This is a genomic window from Rahnella sp. PD12R (genome assembly GCF_019200965.1).
Taxonomy (GTDB): domain Bacteria; phylum Pseudomonadota; class Gammaproteobacteria; order Enterobacterales; family Enterobacteriaceae; genus Rahnella; species Rahnella laticis.
This window is the reverse complement of the sequence record NZ_JAHTMS010000001.1, coordinates 301,764-318,024: the sequence shown is the minus strand read 5'-3', so window position 1 is coordinate 318,024 and position 16,261 is coordinate 301,764. Positions and strand designations below refer to the sequence as shown.

At 55.3% G+C, this 16,261-nt stretch carries 15 protein-coding genes; 6 read left to right on the top strand and 9 right to left on the bottom strand.

Translation table 11 applies throughout. The annotated features are described in order from the left end of the window. The first annotated feature begins 19 nt into the window (after positions 1 to 19). Positions 20 to 928: a uridine diphosphate-N-acetylglucosamine-binding protein YvcK gene (yvcK, locus tag KWG64_RS01530; RefSeq protein ID WP_195823486.1), complete on the top strand. Its 909-nt coding sequence runs from the start codon at positions 20 to 22 to the stop codon at positions 926 to 928. An 89-nt stretch (positions 929 to 1,017) separates the two neighbouring features. On the opposite strand, the gene KWG64_RS01525 is transcribed toward yvcK, so the two are convergent. The 3 genes from KWG64_RS01525 to uvrB form a co-directional block, all read right to left on the bottom strand. Then, on the bottom strand, positions 1,018 to 1,542 hold the full coding sequence (locus KWG64_RS01525) for an isochorismatase family protein (protein ID WP_195823487.1): 525 nt from the start codon (positions 1,540 to 1,542) through the stop codon (positions 1,018 to 1,020). Positions 1,543 to 1,629: 87 nt separating this feature from the next. After that, on the bottom strand, positions 1,630 to 1,998 hold the full coding sequence (locus tag KWG64_RS01520) for a VF530 family DNA-binding protein (RefSeq protein WP_195823488.1): 369 nt from the start codon (positions 1,996 to 1,998) through the stop codon (positions 1,630 to 1,632). Between the two features lie 52 nt (positions 1,999 to 2,050). After that, positions 2,051 to 4,057 (bottom strand): excinuclease ABC subunit UvrB, encoded by a 2,007-nt coding sequence (gene uvrB / locus KWG64_RS01515; protein WP_152325483.1) that lies wholly within the window; start codon positions 4,055 to 4,057, stop codon positions 2,051 to 2,053. A 1,144-nt stretch (positions 4,058 to 5,201) separates the two neighbouring features. Between uvrB and KWG64_RS01510 the strand changes: the two genes are divergently transcribed. Beyond that, on the top strand, positions 5,202 to 5,912 hold the full coding sequence (locus KWG64_RS01510; RefSeq protein ID WP_195823489.1) for an ABC transporter ATP-binding protein: 711 nt from the start codon (positions 5,202 to 5,204) through the stop codon (positions 5,910 to 5,912). A gap of 9 nt (positions 5,913 to 5,921) precedes the next feature. On the opposite strand, the gene bioD is transcribed toward KWG64_RS01510, so the two are convergent. From bioD to bioB, 4 genes are read right to left on the bottom strand one after another with little or no spacing between them, the layout of a single operon-like run. After that, on the bottom strand, positions 5,922 to 6,611 hold the full coding sequence (bioD, locus tag KWG64_RS01505) for a dethiobiotin synthase (protein WP_218520710.1): 690 nt from the start codon (positions 6,609 to 6,611) through the stop codon (positions 5,922 to 5,924). Between the two features lie 47 nt (positions 6,612 to 6,658). After that, positions 6,659 to 7,450, bottom strand: coding sequence for a malonyl-ACP O-methyltransferase BioC (gene bioC, locus KWG64_RS01500; RefSeq protein ID WP_218520709.1), 792 nt, complete (start codon positions 7,448 to 7,450; stop codon positions 6,659 to 6,661). Further along, positions 7,434 to 8,585: an 8-amino-7-oxononanoate synthase gene (gene bioF, locus KWG64_RS01495; RefSeq protein WP_218520708.1), complete on the bottom strand. Its 1,152-nt coding sequence runs from the start codon at positions 8,583 to 8,585 to the stop codon at positions 7,434 to 7,436. The genes bioC and bioF overlap by 17 nt, the downstream gene beginning before the upstream one ends. A gap of 2 nt (positions 8,586 to 8,587) precedes the next feature. After that, positions 8,588 to 9,625: a biotin synthase BioB gene (gene bioB / locus KWG64_RS01490; protein ID WP_218520707.1), complete on the bottom strand. Its 1,038-nt coding sequence runs from the start codon at positions 9,623 to 9,625 to the stop codon at positions 8,588 to 8,590. A 136-nt stretch (positions 9,626 to 9,761) separates the two neighbouring features. On the opposite strand from bioB, the gene bioA reads away from it, so the two are divergent. Then, the gene (gene bioA / locus KWG64_RS01485; RefSeq protein ID WP_218520706.1) at positions 9,762 to 11,039 is read left to right on the top strand and encodes an adenosylmethionine--8-amino-7-oxononanoate transaminase; all 1,278 of its coding nucleotides are present in this window, start codon (positions 9,762 to 9,764) and stop codon (positions 11,037 to 11,039) included. 42 nt (positions 11,040 to 11,081) lie between these two features. Here the strand turns inward: bioA and KWG64_RS01480 are convergent, their stop codons facing one another. Continuing rightward, a complete protein-coding gene (locus KWG64_RS01480) occupies positions 11,082 to 12,044 on the bottom strand; it encodes a LysR substrate-binding domain-containing protein (RefSeq protein WP_218520705.1) in 963 nt (320 codons plus the stop codon). A 157-nt stretch (positions 12,045 to 12,201) separates the two neighbouring features. Here KWG64_RS01480 and KWG64_RS01475 point away from each other — a divergent pair, with 157 nt between their 5' ends. Continuing rightward, positions 12,202 to 13,356: a methionine aminotransferase gene (locus KWG64_RS01475; RefSeq protein ID WP_218520704.1), complete on the top strand. Its 1,155-nt coding sequence runs from the start codon at positions 12,202 to 12,204 to the stop codon at positions 13,354 to 13,356. A 35-nt stretch (positions 13,357 to 13,391) separates the two neighbouring features. Next, on the top strand, positions 13,392 to 14,171 hold the full coding sequence (locus tag KWG64_RS01470) for an ABC transporter substrate-binding protein (RefSeq protein WP_208951617.1): 780 nt from the start codon (positions 13,392 to 13,394) through the stop codon (positions 14,169 to 14,171). A 60-nt stretch (positions 14,172 to 14,231) separates the two neighbouring features. Here KWG64_RS01470 and aphA read toward each other — a convergent pair whose 3' ends face one another. Next, positions 14,232 to 14,945 carry an acid phosphatase AphA gene (gene aphA / locus KWG64_RS01465; protein ID WP_101077409.1) on the bottom strand — a complete coding sequence of 238 codons (714 nt, stop codon included), beginning with the start codon at positions 14,943 to 14,945 and terminating at the stop codon, positions 14,232 to 14,234. Positions 14,946 to 15,215: 270 nt separating this feature from the next. Here aphA and KWG64_RS01460 point away from each other — a divergent pair, with 270 nt between their 5' ends. Further along, positions 15,216 to 16,253, top strand: coding sequence for an NADP-dependent oxidoreductase (locus KWG64_RS01460; protein WP_195823503.1), 1,038 nt, complete (start codon positions 15,216 to 15,218; stop codon positions 16,251 to 16,253). Positions 16,254 to 16,261: the final 8 nt, after the last annotated feature.

Below are 16,261 nucleotides of genomic sequence, written 5' to 3'. Positions count from 1 at the left end.
CCGCTTCACAAGGATCTTTATGCGCAATAGAACATTAGCTGACCTCGACCGGGTGGTGGCATTAGGCGGAGGGCACGGCCTGGGCCGCGTGATGTCTTCTCTTTCCTCGCTGGGCCCGCGTCTCACCGGCATTGTGACCACGACCGACAACGGCGGTTCGACCGGCCGTATCCGCCGTTCGGTGGGCGGCATCGCCTGGGGCGATATGCGCAACTGCCTCAACCAGCTGATCACCGAACCGAGCTTAGCCTCGGCGATGTTCGAATACCGCTTCAGCGGCCAGGGTGAACTGGACGGACACAATCTCGGCAACCTGATGTTGCGCGCGCTGGATCACCTGACCGTCCGGCCGCTGGAAGCAATCAATCTGGTGCGCAGTCTGCTGAAAGTGGACGCTGAGCTGATTCCGATGTCCGAGCAGCCGGTAGATTTAGCCGCGATCGATGCAAACGGTCAGCGGGTTCACGGCGAAGTGAATGTCGATAAACTGACGCAAATCCCGCGCGAATTACTGCTGGAGCCACAGGTTCCGGCCACGCGCGAAGCGTTGCACGCCATCGCCGAAGCGAATCTCATCCTGATTGGCCCCGGCAGTTTCTTTACCAGTCTGATGCCGCTGTTGCTGATGGAAGATCTCACCACCGCCCTGCGCCGCAGCCGTGCGCACATCGTCTATATCGGCAATCTGGGGAAAGAGCTGAGCGTGGCCGCGGCGTCGCTGACGCTTGATAACAAGCTGGACATGATCGAAAAACGCATTGGCCGTCGCGCTGACGCCGCGATTGTCGGGCCGAAAGTGACGCTGGGCGAAAGCGCCAAAGCGCATCTGATTATTCAAAGCCCGCTCGAAGCCAGCGATATTCCGTATCGCCATGACCGCGATATGTTGCGGATGGCGGTAGAAGAAGTGCTGCAAAAAATGCACTGAGTGCGGAGAAAATGATTCTGGAAATATAAAGACAAAGGCCGCGCAATGCGGCCTTTTTCATGCACACCGTTTCACAAAGCTGCCTGGCGTTATGCCCAGCCTGCCAGGATTTCAGCGGTGGTTTTCACCATCACCGGATTTCCCGGCACGGATAATTCGCGCCAGACTTCGTTGTGCTGGCCGATTAACTGCTCAGCCGTGACGTGGGTTCTGTCGCCGGTGGTGTGCGCATCGGAGGCAACGGTTACCGCGTAGCCTTTGCTGGCAGCGACTTTAATGGTGGTATCCACGCAGTAATCCGTGGCACATCCGCACACCGTAAAGCCAGTCGCATTGAGATCTTTCAGCACTTCATCAAGACGGGTGCGGTAGAAAGAATCACAGGCGGTTTTGGTGACGGAAACAGAATCCGCCGGCTGATGAAGTTCCGGCAAAACCTGCCAGAATTCGCTGCCTTCGGTCATTTCACCTTCTGCGTGCTGGATGAAAATAATGCGCCCAGCCCGGTCAATCAGCTGGTTAATTAACGCGGTGCGCCCGCTGCGGTCATAACGTGGCGATGCGAACACTCCGTTTTGCATATCCACCACAATAAGTACATTTTTTCCGGTCACATTTCTCTCCGCGCAATAAAAAAAACCCGCTTCACTTTACAGATCGCGGGGCTTTTTCACAGTTCAAAAAACCGGTGGAAACGGCTGTTATTTTTTGGTCAGCGGATGATTATTCCACGGGCTGTCAGCGGCAGGTTTCGCAGTGCTGACTTTGGGTTTCAGCGGTTTTTCAGCGGATAACGGCGTGCGGCGTTTGCTGCGCGTCATATCAGGGCGCAAATGGCCTTCAATAAAATCCAGATACAGCGTTTCCACTTCCTTGCGCGCCCACGGCGTGCGGCGCAGGAATTTCAGGCTGGACTTGATGCTTGGGTCACTTTTGAAGCAGTTGATGTTGACCTGCGAAGCCAGTGCGGGCCAGCCAAAATTATCCACCAGCGTTGTCAGCAGTTTTTCCAGCGTGACGCCGTGCAGCGGATCTTTCGCCGCACCGGGATTTTGTGGTGTATCAGTCATTGGCTCGCTTTTCCTTATCAATTTTCAGGCCGCGCACTTTAGCATTTTTCCCTTACGAAAGAGCAATAAACTGCTCGCGCAGGGCGTGGAGTTCGTCGCGTGTATTGGCCGCTTCTTCGAATTCCAGGTTCTGGGCATGCGCATACATCTTGCTTTCCAGCTCCTTAATGCGCTGTTCCAGCGCTTTAGGCGTAAGCGATTTGTAGGTTTGCGCCGCTTCGGCATCGCGCTTGTCTTTGTTCTTTTTGGTCTTTGGCTGCCCCAGTTGCAGGATGTCGGAAATCTTCTTGTTCAGGCCCATCGGCGTAATGCCATTTTCCAGGTTGTAAGCTTCCTGTTTCGCACGACGACGCTCCGTTTCCCCGATCGCTTTCGCCATCGAATTCGTGATTCTGTCGCCGTAAAGAATGGCTTTACCGTTGAGGTTACGCGCCGCACGGCCAATGGTCTGAATGAGCGAACGTTCTGAACGCAGGAAGCCCTCTTTGTCGGCATCCAGGATCGCCACCAGAGAAACCTCCGGCATATCCAGCCCTTCCCTCAGCAAGTTGATGCCCACCAGCACATCGAATTCACCCAGACGCAAATCGCGGATAATCTCCACGCGCTCGACGGTATCGATATCAGAGTGCAGGTAACGCACCTTCTCGCCGTGTTCTTCCAGATACTCGGTCAAATCCTCGGCCATGCGTTTGGTCAGCGTGGTGACCAGCACACGCTCATTGATGGCCACGCGTTTGCGGATTTCCGACAGCAGATCGTCGACCTGCGTGGTCACCGGGCGCACTTCAATAATCGGATCCAGCAAGCCGGTCGGACGCACCACCTGATCCACCACGTCGCCGCCGGATTTATCCAGCTCGTAAGCGCCGGGTGTGGCGGAAACATAAATCGTCTGCGGCGCCAGCGCCTCAAATTCTTCAAAGCGCATCGGGCGGTTATCCAGCGCCGAGGGCAGGCGGAAACCGTACTCCACCAGCGTTTCTTTTCGCGAGCGGTCGCCTTTGTACATCCCGCCGATTTGCGGAATGGTGACGTGGGATTCGTCGACAATCAGCAAACCGTCGGCAGGCAGATAGTCAAACAGCGTCGGCGGCGGCTCGCCCGGACCGCGTCCGGAGAGATACCGTGAATAGTTTTCGATGCCCGAGCAATAACCCAGCTCATTCATCATTTCGAGGTCAAACTGCGTACGCTGGCTGAGACGCTGTTCTTCGAGCAGTTTGTTGTTATCCAGCAGCACCTTGCGGCGATCGGCCAGATCGACTTTGATCTCTTCCATCGCCTGCAAAATACGTTCACGCGGGGTGACGTAGTGCGTTTTCGGGTAAATCGTGAAACGCGGAACTTCGTGCTGCACCTGACCGGTCAGCGGGTCAAACAGGGAAAGCCGCTCGACTTCCTGATCGAAAAGCTCGATGCGCAGCGCCAGATCGTCTGATTCAGCCGGAAAGACGTCGATCACTTCGCCGCGCACGCGGAAAGTGCTGCGCTGGAAAACCTGATCGTTGCGGGCATATTGCAGCTCAGCCAGACGGCGCACGATCGCGCGCTGATCGATAATCATCCCTTTGGTCAGATGCAGCATCATTTTCAGATACAGATCCGGGTCGCCCAGACCGTAGATCGCCGAGACGGATGCCACCACGATGACGTCGCGGCGCTCAAGCAGCGCTTTGGTGGCGGAAAGGCGCATCTGTTCGATGTGTTCGTTCACCGAGGAATCTTTTTCGATAAACGTGTCTGAACTCGGGACGTACGCTTCGGGCTGGTAATAATCGTAGTAAGAAACGAAATATTCGACGGCGTTCTCCGGGAAGAACTCTTTCATTTCGCCATACAACTGCGCCGCGAGAGTTTTATTGGGCGCGAGAACCATCGTTGGCCGGTTCAGGTCAGCAATCACATTCGCGACGGTAAAGGTTTTACCGGAACCGGTAACGCCGAGTAACGTCTGGTGCGCCAGACCGTTCTCCAGCCCTTCTTCCAGACGGCGTATTGCCTCAGGCTGATCGCCTGATGGCTTAAATTCGGAATGCAGTTTGAACTCTTTACTCATGACGGGCTACCTGGCTGAAATGAAAACGCATAAGGCCGTACGTAAGGCGCTCACGGAAAAACAGTATGAAAGACTCCGCGAATTTTGCCAGCCTTGATTTTACCGCCTTATAATACTGTATATAAAACCAGCCTCCAATCGATAAAAATCACCGGTGATTTAACCGGTTGCTGCATCTGCACTTTTTTAGGTTATTACGAAAAAGAATTCTCACCATCAGGTGACAATTATCCCCAAAATTTTTCATCCGTTAACTTTCTGACCACAGGTTGACGAATTCTGACACAACTATGACGAACGAATTACGGGCATATTGCTTTTAACTAACTCACTGATTATAAACAACATCATTAAAAAGCTGCGAATACGGGCAAAGTGAGCACAACCCGCGCCCTGACTCGCCTGTAGCATCTTTTCTCACTCTCATGCACATGGTTATCCACAGGAATAGTGGATAAGTCTCAGCGCGCCCCGCACGGCGGGAGTTGGTAAAAAACATCATTTAGGCTTTCAGGCCACCCAAGTGGTCTTTTTTAGTTATTTTTTATCTTTTTTATCTCCTTATTTATGCCTATTTTGCCTAGATTTCTGGTCGGATGTTTCTTGCAAAATCCAAAAGTGCATCTCATCAGGATTTTTTTGCTTCTTATTCCCGTTACGTTTGCACCAAAATCAGAGAGAGCAGCACTGGCAAAGTGCAGTTGCCTTTCTCCCGCGTCTGAACGGATGTCACAAAACCTCAACAACGTTAATGAATAATCCTAAATCGCCCTGCGCTCCGCTGTTAACACCCCTGTAACTTCTCTTTTCCCCGGCACTTTTACAAACTTGGCCTGAGAGTTGCAGTGTCACTGTAGGAAGCGTTTCCTGCAGCCGGAACCGCTTTTTTCACCTGAAAGTGAAATCTGATGATTACCCTGTTTTTTGCTAAGCAATGTCATTTTTAGTGCAAGGAAAAAGCGGTTAACCCCATTTATCACTGGTTAATGGCTGTTTATCTGCAATTGATGCTGAGAGGTTGGCCGGTAATCAACGGAATTTAATTCTGTGTTACGGCATTAACAGCGGAACATAAATGTCAGAAATATGACAGTGGCGGTCAAAGCGAAGTTCAGCGGAATGCTCCGTGTGGGAGGGAGGTCTGATGTTAAGTGTAAAATCAGTTAATCAGTATTATGGGCAAAAACATATTCTGTGGGATATCAATCTCGAACTGTACCGCGGTCAATGTACGTGCCTGATCGGGCGAAATGGCGTGGGGAAAACCACGCTGGTGAACTGCATTATGGGCCATCTTCCGGTGAAAAGCGGGGCGATATCCTGGCAGTCGCGCGACGAAGAGCCTCAGAGTTTATTAAATCTTCCGGTGGAAAGCCGTGCGCAAATCGGCATCGGTTATGTGCCACAGGGACGGCAGATTTTTTCGCAGATGAGTGTGGATGAAAACCTGCAAATTGCCATGATGGCCAGCCGGAATAAGACGCGTCGCGTGCCTGAAGAGGTCTACGACCTGTTTCCGACGCTTAAGGAAATGGGAACGCGTAAAGCGGGAGAGCTCGATGAGAGCCAGCAACAGCAACTGGCGATCAGCCGCGCGCTGGTTCAGGAGCCTGAACTGCTGATCCTCGACGAACCGACCGAACACACCAGTGCGTCGATGGCGGCGAATATGGGTAACATCATTCACCGCCTGAACCGTGACCTCGGTCTGACGCTGCTTCTGGTCGGGCATAAATTGCCGTTTATCCGCAGCGTCGCTGACCGGTTTTGTCTGGTGGACGGCGGGCGCAACGTGGCACAAGGCACGCTGGCACAGCTTGACGAGACGTTAATCAAAAATTATCTGACGGTCTGACGCCGTACTTCATTCACCATCAGGAAGCAGACGTTCCAGATCCAGATATTGCCCCAGATTGATGTCCAGACCGGCACTCAGGAACGGGATCTCGCCCAGCAGCGGCGCAGGCAGCATACGCGTGAGCGTCGCCATGTATGCCTGATGATGCTTCCCCGTTTCCTGCACATCATTGGCAATCCAGCCCGCCAGATGCAAACCACTTTGCGCGATGGCCTGCGCCGTCAGCACGGCGTGATTGATGCAGCCCAGCCGCATTCCCACCACTAACACCACCGGCAGTTGCTCGGCAATCACCCAGTCCGCAAACGTATAATCTGCGGTCAGCGGCGTGTACCAGCCTCCTGCCCCTTCCACCACCACCCAGTCGGCCAGCGGTTCGAGATGACGCAATCCGGCGGATAAAACCTGCGGGTCAATCGGGCGATTTTCCAGCTCGCTGACAATATGCGGCGACGTCGGCTCGAAAAACGTGCACGGATTGACTTCGTCATAACACAGCCCGACGGTGCTGTAGGCCTGGAGCGCCAGTGCGTCGCTGTTGCGCGGCCCTTCTGCCGTCATTTCACTGCCTGACGCCACCGGTTTGTATCCGGCAGTTTTGTGCCCGGCGCACGCTGCCGCCTGTAAAAATGCGGTTGTGGCAACGGTTTTTCCGACTTCGGTATCGGTGCCGGTAATAAAGTATTTTTGTTTCATGTCTTATTTCTGCGTCGCGCCTGGTGTGTGTAACTGTTTCTTTTAAATCAGCGGGGAATGAGTTCTTCCACCTGCAAAATGCCGTAAACCAGCCGGTAATTCAGCGGCAGAACGCCGTCGCGGCGGACGTAATGTTTTTCCAGCAATTGCAGACGCTCGCGCCCGCCCAGCCCGCCGAGGCGGCCATTTTTGATGTGCGTCGCGCCAATGCCTTTGAGCGAACGCATCAGCGACATCACGTCCGGGAATTCGGCGACGTGATCGCTGAAGGTCACTTCATGGCGATACGGCGCGCAGGCTTCGGCGATTTTGTCGGGCGTCAGGAACTGATTCACGTGACGGCGGCCATCGACTTTCATCCACGCGGCGGCCAGCTCACTGAGCGAACCTTCGGCCAGCGTGGAGAAAATCACCAGCCCGCCGTTGCGGGTGACGCGGTGCATTTCTTCCAGCGCACGCGGCAGCGCGTTACACCACTGCACCGCCAGATTGCTGAAACAGATATCAACCGAGTTATCGGCAAACGGTAAACGCTCGATATCTCCCGGCACATATTCATCAGCGGAATCCAGCTCACGGGCACGGCTCAGCATGCCTTCGGAGAGATCCAGCGCAATCACGTTTTTCCCCTGAGCGCGCCAGTAACGGCTGAAATAGCCCGTCCCGCAACCGGCGTCAACAACCGTTTTTCCTGCATCTTTCAGGTAAGGTTCTGCCAGCGACAGCAACGTTTCACCCACATCACGCTGCAATTGTGCGGCGCTTTCATAACTGACGGCGGCGCGGCTGAACGCGTCGGCCACCGCTTGTTTATTCACTAATTCAGTGACTGCACCCATGAAGGGACTCCAGCAAAAAATCGATATCTTCCGGCCTGTGTGCCGCCGTCAGCGTAAGACGCAGCCGCGCGCTGCCCGGAGGCACCGTCGGCGGACGGATAGCACTGACCCACACCCCGCGTTCGCGCAATGCCGCTGCCAGATCTAAAGCAGGCTGATTTTCGCCTACGATCACCGGCTGGATGGCCGTTTGTGAAGCGGTCAGCCGGTAAGGCAATCCGGTAGCCCCGGCGCGGAAACGGGCAATATTGGCCGCCAGTTTATCACGCAGGCCGTCGTCTTGCCGGACTCGTACCAGCGCGGCCTGTAACGCGCAAACCTGCGCCGCAGGCATCGCCGTGCTGTAAATCAGATGACGCGCGAACTGCAACAGGTAATCCGCGGTGGCATCAGCACACAGCACCGCCGCGCCACTGCACCCGAAAGCTTTACCGAATGTGACCACCAGAAGTTCAGGCCGTACGCCCTGCTGCCAGCAACTGCCGCGCCCTTCTTCACCGGTGACGCCCACGCCGTGCGCGTCATCCACCATCAGCCAGCTTTCGTGCGATTGCGCCAGTCGATGCAGTTCCGCCAGCGGTGCAGCGTCGCCGTCCATACTGAACACCCCTTCGGTCACCACCAGCGTTTCACCGTCCACCGGTTTTTCCAGCAAGCGTTGCAGGGAATCCGGCTGATTGTGGTGAAAGCGCCGCAACTGCGAAGGCGCATGGGCAGCGGCTTCCAGCAAAGAAGCGTGGCTGAGTTTATCCGCCAGCACGCGATCGTCGCCCTGCATCAGCGAGGCAAGAATGGCCTGATTGGCCGCAAAGCCGGAGATAAACAGCAGCGCGCGCGGATAGCCCTGCCACTGCGCCAGCTGCTGTTCAAATTCGGCGTGCGCCACGCTGTAGCCGGTGACGTGCCCGGAACCGCCGCTACCCACGCCGTATTTTTCAGCGCCCTTCTGCCATGCGGCAATCACGTCCGCGTCCTGACTCAGGCCGAGATAATCGTTACCGGAAAAATTCAGATACCGTTTGTCACCTTGTGTCAGAAACCGCGCGCTGCCGCCGTTGTTCGGCTGACGCACACGAAAAGCCGCCGCTTCTTTGCGGGCGGCAACGGCATCGTTAATCCGCGTTTGCCAGCTCATGATCAGACGGCGGCGTTGTAGAACTGTGCGGTATCGGCATGAACCAGCTGTTCGGCCAGCGCGGCCTGTTGCTGGTTATCGCCCATTTCTGTTTCGAATACCTGCGGGTTCAGCCCCAGTTTGCCAAACAGAATGAGATCTTTATCTTCCGCCGGGTTTGGCGTGGTCAGCAGCTTGCAGCCGTAGAAAATGGAGTTGGCACCGGCCATAAAGCACATCGCCTGCGTCTGTTCGCTCATCTGTTCGCGACCGGCGGAAAGACGGACATACGACTGCGGCATCATGATGCGTGCCACGGCGATAGTGCGGATAAAATCAAACGGATCGACGTCGTCGTTATCGGCCAGCGGCGTGCCTTTCACTTTCACCAGCATGTTGATCGGCACGCTTTCCGGCGGCACCGGCAGGTTCGCCAGCTGCATCAGCAGACCGGCACGGTCTTTGACGGTTTCACCTAAACCAACAATGCCGCCGGAGCAGACTTTAATGCCCGCGCCGCGCACTTCCGACAGCGTATCCAGACGTTCCTGATAGCTGCGGGTGGTGATGATGCTGCCGTAAAATTCCGGCGAGGTATCCAGATTGTGGTTGTAGAAATCCAGACCGGCATGCGCCAGACGCTGCGCCTGCGTGGTGTTCAGCGTGCCGAGCGTCATGCAGGTTTCCATCCCCAGTTCTTTCACGCCCTGCACCATTTGCTCGAGGTACGGCATGTCACGGTCGTGGGGGTTTTTCCACGCGGCGCCCATGCAGAAACGGGTCGAACCGGCGGCTTTCGCCTGACGGGCGGATTCAAGCACCTGCTCGACTTCCATCAGACGCTCAGATTCCAGCCCGGTTTTGTAACGGGAACTCTGCGGGCAATATTTACAGTCTTCCGGACAGGCACCGGTTTTGATCGACAACAGCGTACTGACCTGAACCTGACGCGGATCGAAGTGCTGACGGTGAACCTGCTGGGCTTCAAACATCAGCTCAAGGAAAGGTTTGGAAAACAGTGCCTGAGTTTTTTCAAGCGTCCATTGGGTGCGGGTAGTCATGCGACAACTCCAAAATAAATGTTTCGTGAACGTTTTTATGGTCGGTATACTGTCAACCATTCTCGATTCGTTTTAGTTTACGGTCAACGAGAATTACATTTTTTAGTTTACAACTTACCGCCCGCAGGAATCCTTTATGAGCCCCGCCGATATCGAATTCGACCAGCGCCACATCTGGCATCCGTACACATCCATGACCAAACCGCTGCCCGCGTATCCGGTGGAATCGGCGTCCGGCGTGCTTTTACATCTGGCTGACGGGCGTGAGCTGGTGGACGGCATGTCGTCCTGGTGGGCGGCGATCCACGGCTATAACCACCCGCAGCTGAATCAGGCGGCGGTTGAGCAAATTGGCAAAATGTCGCACGTCATGTTTGGCGGCATCACGCATCCTTCAGCCATCGCGCTGTCGCGCCGTCTGGTAGAAATGACGCCTGCCGGGCTGGAATGCGTGTTTCTGGCGGATTCAGGTTCGGTGGCGGTGGAAGTGGCGCTGAAAATGGCGATGCAATACTGGCATGCGCGCGGCGAGAAACGTCAGACGCTGCTGACGCTGCGCAACGGCTATCACGGCGATACCTTCGGCGCGATGTCGGTCTGCGACCCGCAAAATTCGATGCACAGTTTGTATCAGGGATATCTGCCGCAGCATCTGTTTGCCGACGCGCCGCAGAGCCGTTTTGACGGCGAATGGGACGAAGCAGATATTGCGCCTTTCGCCAAAATGCTCGATGAAAACCACAGCAAAATTGCCGCGGTGATTTTAGAGCCGGTGGTTCAGGGCGCGGGCGGGATGCGGATTTACCATCCGCTGTATCTTAAACGGGTGCGTAACCTGTGCGATCAGTACGGCATACTGCTGATTGCCGATGAGATTGCCACCGGTTTTGGCCGCACCGGCAAGCTGTTTGCCTGTGACCATGCGAAAATTTCGCCAGATATTCTCTGCCTCGGCAAAGCGCTGACCGGCGGCTATATGACGCTTTCCGCCACGCTGACCACGCGGCATGTCGCGGAAGTGATCAGCAACGGCGAAGCGGGTTGTTTCATGCACGGCCCGACGTTTATGGGCAATCCGCTGGCCTGCGCGGTCGCCAATGCCAGCCTGCGTTTATTGTCGGAAAACCGCTGGCAGGCGCAGGTGCTCAATATCGAGAAACAGCTGAAAAATGAATTACTGCCCCTGGCCGAACATCCGGCAGTGGCCGACGTGCGCGTGCTCGGCGCGATTGGCGTGGTGGAAATGCACCAGCCGGTCAACATGGCGCAACTGCAAAAACATTTCGTGGAACAGGGCGTGTGGATCCGTCCGTTCGGCAAGCTGATTTACCTGATGCCGCCGTACATCATCACGCAGGAAGAACTCCGTAAACTGACCGGTGCCATTGCCAGCGCCCTCGGCGCGCTCTATTGATCACCAGGTATTGATCACACTTTATTGATAACACGGCATTGCTCACACGGCGCTGACCAGCCGGTGTGACGTCGACAATAGCGCGCTCAGCTTTTCCCGGCTGAGACGCGCCTGTTCATTGAGAAAATCAATTGCCACTTTCAGTGCGGGCGTCGGGTTTTCCGGATACAACAACGTATAAGATGCGCCGCTCGCCACGCATAACGGGAAAGGCGCAATCACCCTGCCCGCATGCAAGTCATCTTCGATTAACGTCAGATCGCCGATCGCCACGCCATAACCCTGAAGTGCCGAATTAATCGCCAGATCCAGCGTATCGAAATGCTGTGATTTCTCCGACGGCAACCCCTGCACGCCCTCTTCCCGCAGCCACAAAAGCCAGTCGCGGCGGTCGCGGGTCGGGTGCAGCAGCGTTTTATCTGCCAGATCGGCAACCGCAGTTTTCCCTTTATGGCGGGGCAAAAAATCCGGCGTACAGACCGGCGTCAGCACTTCGTCAAACAGATGATGCGCGCGGCGCTGCGATTCCGGTGGCCGCCCGAAAATCACGGCGGCATCAAAATGTTCATTGCTGAAATCCACGCCGTGCGCAATCGAGGCCGTCAGTTCGATGCGCATATCAGGCCGGTCGTTTTGCAGCTGGATCACGCGTGGCAATAACCAGCGCATCGAACAGGTCGGGCATTTGATCCGCAGCGTGTCCGGGTGTGAACCGACGCGTTTCAGCGCATCACCCATCAGCGACAGTGCCTGCTGCACGGGCGGTAATAGTTGCGCGCCGCGCGGGGTCAGCGTCAGCCCGCGGGCCTGACGTAAAAACAACGGATACCCCAGCGACGTTTCCAGGCCGGTTATCTGGCGGCTGACCGCGCCCTGCGTGATGTGCAGCAACGTGGCGGCATGCGTCAGGTTCAGGGTTTGCGCGACGACAGCAAAGGTTTTTAGCACGTTGAGCGACGGTAAATTCAGTGCATTCAGATACGACAGTTCAGGCGAAAGTGTCACGGAGCCCCCGGTAAATTCAGCATTTAGCCATGACGGCTGATCATGGCGAGTATGACAAATTTTCCATTGTCGGCACAGGCGAACTGCTGCTTAATCGTTAAACACCCGTTTTAACCTTCTCATGGCCGCCCGGCCTGTTTCCTTTGGGGAAAATGCTATGAAAAGCGCGATGTCGCCGCAGTCTAAATTACCGGATGTCGGCACCACTATTTTCACCGTGATTGGCCAGCTAAGCGCCGAGCACAATGCCCTGAACTTATCGCAGGGCGCACCGAATTTCTCCTGCCAGCCTGCGCTTATCGACAGCGTTGCCAAAGCCATGCGCGACGGTCATAACCAGTATGCGCCGATGAGCGGCGTGGCCGCGCTGCGCCATGCGCTTTCCGCCAAAGTTGAAGCGCTTTACGGTTGCCATTATGACGCCGACAGCGAAGTTACCGTGATTGCCAGCGCCAGCGAAGGCTTGTATTCCGCCATCAGCGCGCTGGTGCATCCGGGCGATGAAGTTATTTATTTCGAACCGTCGTTTGACAGCTACGCGCCAATTGTCCGCTTACAGGGCGCAAAACCGGTGGCGATCGGCCTGTCGATGGAAGATTTCAGCATCGACTGGGATCAGGTTGCGAGCGCCATCAACAGCCGCACGCGCATGATCATCATCAACAGCCCGCACAACCCGACCGGCGCGATTTTCACTGATTTCGACATCGAACGTCTGACGGCGCTGACCAAAGACACTGACATCGTGATTTTGTCGGACGAAGTTTACGAGCACGTCGTTTTCGACGGCGAGCGCCACGAAAGCATGGCCTGCCATCCGCAGCTGGCCGAGCGCAGCGTCATTGTGTCGTCGTTCGGCAAGACCTATCACGTCACCGGCTGGCGCGTGGGCTACTGCCTGGCACCGGCGGAACTGATGGACGAAATCCGCAAAGTGCATCAGTTTATGGTGTTCTCCGCCGACACGCCGATGCAGGTTGCCTTTGCCGAAGCGCTGGCCGATCCGCAAAGCTATCTCGGTTTGGCGGATTTTTATCAGAAAAAACGCGATTTGCTGGCGGAAGCGCTGAGCGAATCCCGCTTTGAATTACTCCCAAGCCGTGGCAGTTTCTTTATGCTGGCGCGTTTTAGTCATTTCAGCCCGCTGACCGACGATGAATTTGTGCTGAGCCTGATCCGGGATCACCAGATTGCCACCATCCCGCTGTCGGCCTTTTACAGTAATAACAAACCCACTGGGCTTATCCGCCTGAGCTTTGCCAAAGATAACGACACGCTGTACGAAGGCGCACGCCGTCTGTGTCGCGTCTGAGCCTACTTTCTGATACCGCAGGGGAATTGTGAATAATGAAAAAATTGAAAATCGCATTGCTGTTAGGTTGTGCCGTGGCGTCTTTTTCTGCGCTGGCAGACGGTTCCACGCTGAAATTCGGTCTGGAAGCGCAGTATCCGCCGTTTGAATCCAAAAGCGCCACCGGCGAATTGCAGGGCTTTGATATTGATTTAGGTAATGCCGTTTGCGCCGCGGCCAGCGTGAAATGCGAATGGTACGACACCTCTTTCGATGGCCTGATTGCCGCCCTTCAGGCGCGTAAATTCGATGCAATCAACTCCGCCATGAACGTAACCGAAAAGCGTCGTCAGGCGATCGATTTCACCAACGTGATTTACCGCGTACCGACGAAGCTGATTGCTAAAAAAGATTCCGGCCTGCTGCCGACCGTTGATGCGCTGAAAGGCAAACACATCGGCGTATTGCAGGGCTCGATTCAGGAAAGTTACGCGCAGGCGCACTGGGCACCGAAAGGCGTGGATATCGTTTCTTATCAGGATCAGAACCAGGTGTATCTGGACTTGTCCTCAGGGCGTCTGGACGGCACGTTAGTGCTGGCTCCGGCAGGCCAGAGCGGATTCCTGTCACGTCCTGATGGCAAGGATTACGGCTTTGTCGGCGACGCCGTGCGCGACGATAAAATCCTCGGCAGCGGCATTGCCTTCGGCCTGCGCAAAGGTGATGCCGCGCTGAAAGAAAAACTCGACACCGCCATCGCCAAAGTGCAGAACGATGGCGTAGTGAAGACGCTTTCGAAGAAATATTTCGGCGATATTGATGTGAGTGTGAAGTAATTTTTTTCTGCGCCTCACCTGTATTACGGTGAGGCGCAAATCCTGCCACTGCTTTTCTTATCAGTACTCAGAATTCACAATCACTTCTTCGCCAAAGATGCCGGCCTGCGGTAACGGTTTATAGCTGGAGTTTGACGCACGTAATACGCGGATGCCGCGCGCACCGGCGGCCTGTGCGGCGGTGATGTCGTTGTCCGAATCCCCGTAGAAAATCTTCATCTGCTTATCTTTCAGCCACTGCGTTTTGGTGTTCTGCCCGGCTTTGTCACCGGCAAAAATCACCGGATTGACTTTGTCTTGCGGGATCTGGAAATCATTCTGCAAGGTTTTGGTGACGGTTTCGGTTTTGGTTTCACTGCGCCCGGTAACGAAATAAATGCTGTCGCCGCGTTTGAGGTGCATGGCAATCAGGCTTTTCGCCACGTCTTTCGGCATGCTGAATTCGTCCCAGCCGTTATTCATTTTTTCCCAGAATTTCGGGTTTTTCAGATAGTCCTGTTTGCCCGGAGAAAATTCCAGCTGGCCACGGTAAAAGCCCGGCGAAGAAAACAACACCGTGTCATCAATATCGAAACCCACCGCCAGCGGCGGACGGCCTTGCAGACTGTTTTCAATTTGCGCGACAGAAACCCAGTGAACCGGCGACTGTTGGGCAAGTTGTGCAACGTTAACGCCCGGATACAGCGGCGCGGGTGCAGCGTCTTTTGCCGTCGCCGTTTGGCCAAGGCTGAGCAGCAGGAAAACGGCACTGAGTGCCAGAGGTGTTTTACGCATCGGGATCCCTTTTTTATGCTTATTAATCTGAAAGATAAAACGGAGCAAGTGGTCAAAAACCTTACCGAACATACCTGCGCCCTTCACAGACTTAAAGGGATTTCTCGGACAAAGTCATAGGAAAAGATGATGGTCACAGTTTGGAGATAAAACGCATGACTCATAAGCACATGGCATAAACCGCTTCATGCGAAAACAACTTCGCGTCCTATACTTATTCCCAATTACGTCGACTTTTAACTCTCTTATATGAAACGGGAAGGTATTGGTATGTCTCAATCTCAGTCTGAAAACCGCCGCATCGTTCTGGCGTCCCGCCCTCATGGTAAACCTGTTGATGACAATTTCCGTCTGGAAAAAGCTCCGCTGCCCGTGGCCAAAGAAGGCCAGCTTTTGTTGCGCACCGTCTGGCTTTCTCTTGACCCTTACATGCGCGGGCGGATGTCCGACGCGCCTTCGTATGCTGCGCCGGTGCAAATCGGTGAAGTGATGACCGGCGGCGGAGTGTCCCGCGTGGTGGAATCCCACAACCCGGATTTCAAGACCGGCGATCTCGTCGTGGGCAGAACCGGCTGGCAGGATTACGCCGTTGTGAATGCGGATGAAGTGAAAAAGCTGGAAGGCGCTGCGCTCAGGCAACCGTCTCTGGCATTGGGCGTACTGGGGATGCCGGGCTTCACCGCGTTTATGGGGCTGCTGGATATCGGCGAACCGAAACCGGGCGAGACGCTGGTGGTCGCCGCAGCCACCGGGCCGGTCGGATCCCTGGTCGGACAAATCGGTAAAATCAAAGGCTGCCGCGTGGTGGGTATCGCCGGGGGTGAAGAGAAATGTCGCTACGCCGTGGAGCATTTCGGCTTCGACGAATGCTTAGATCACCGCGCGCCAGATTTGGACCAACGTCTCAAAGCCGCCTGCCCTGACGGCATCGACGTTTATTTCGAAAATGTCGGCGGCGCGGTGTTTGACGCGGTTCTTCCGTTGCTCAATACCAAAGCCCGTATTCCGGTATGCGGTCTGGTTTCGCAATACAACGCCACCGGTCTGAAAGAAGGCCACGACCGCCTGTCACTGCTTGCCAGCACGATTTTGAGAAAGCGTCTGCGCATGCAGGGTTTCATTATTTTTGATGATTACGGCCATCGTTATCCGGAATTTGCAAAACAGATGGGCGAATGGTTTGAAGCAGGGAAAGTGAAGTTCCGCGAAGATGTTGTTGAAGGGCTGGAAAACGCACCGCAGGCGTTCTTCGGTCTGCTTGAGGGTAAAAACTTTGGCAAACTGGTCGTTCGTGTCGGGCAGGATTGATCCCTGAC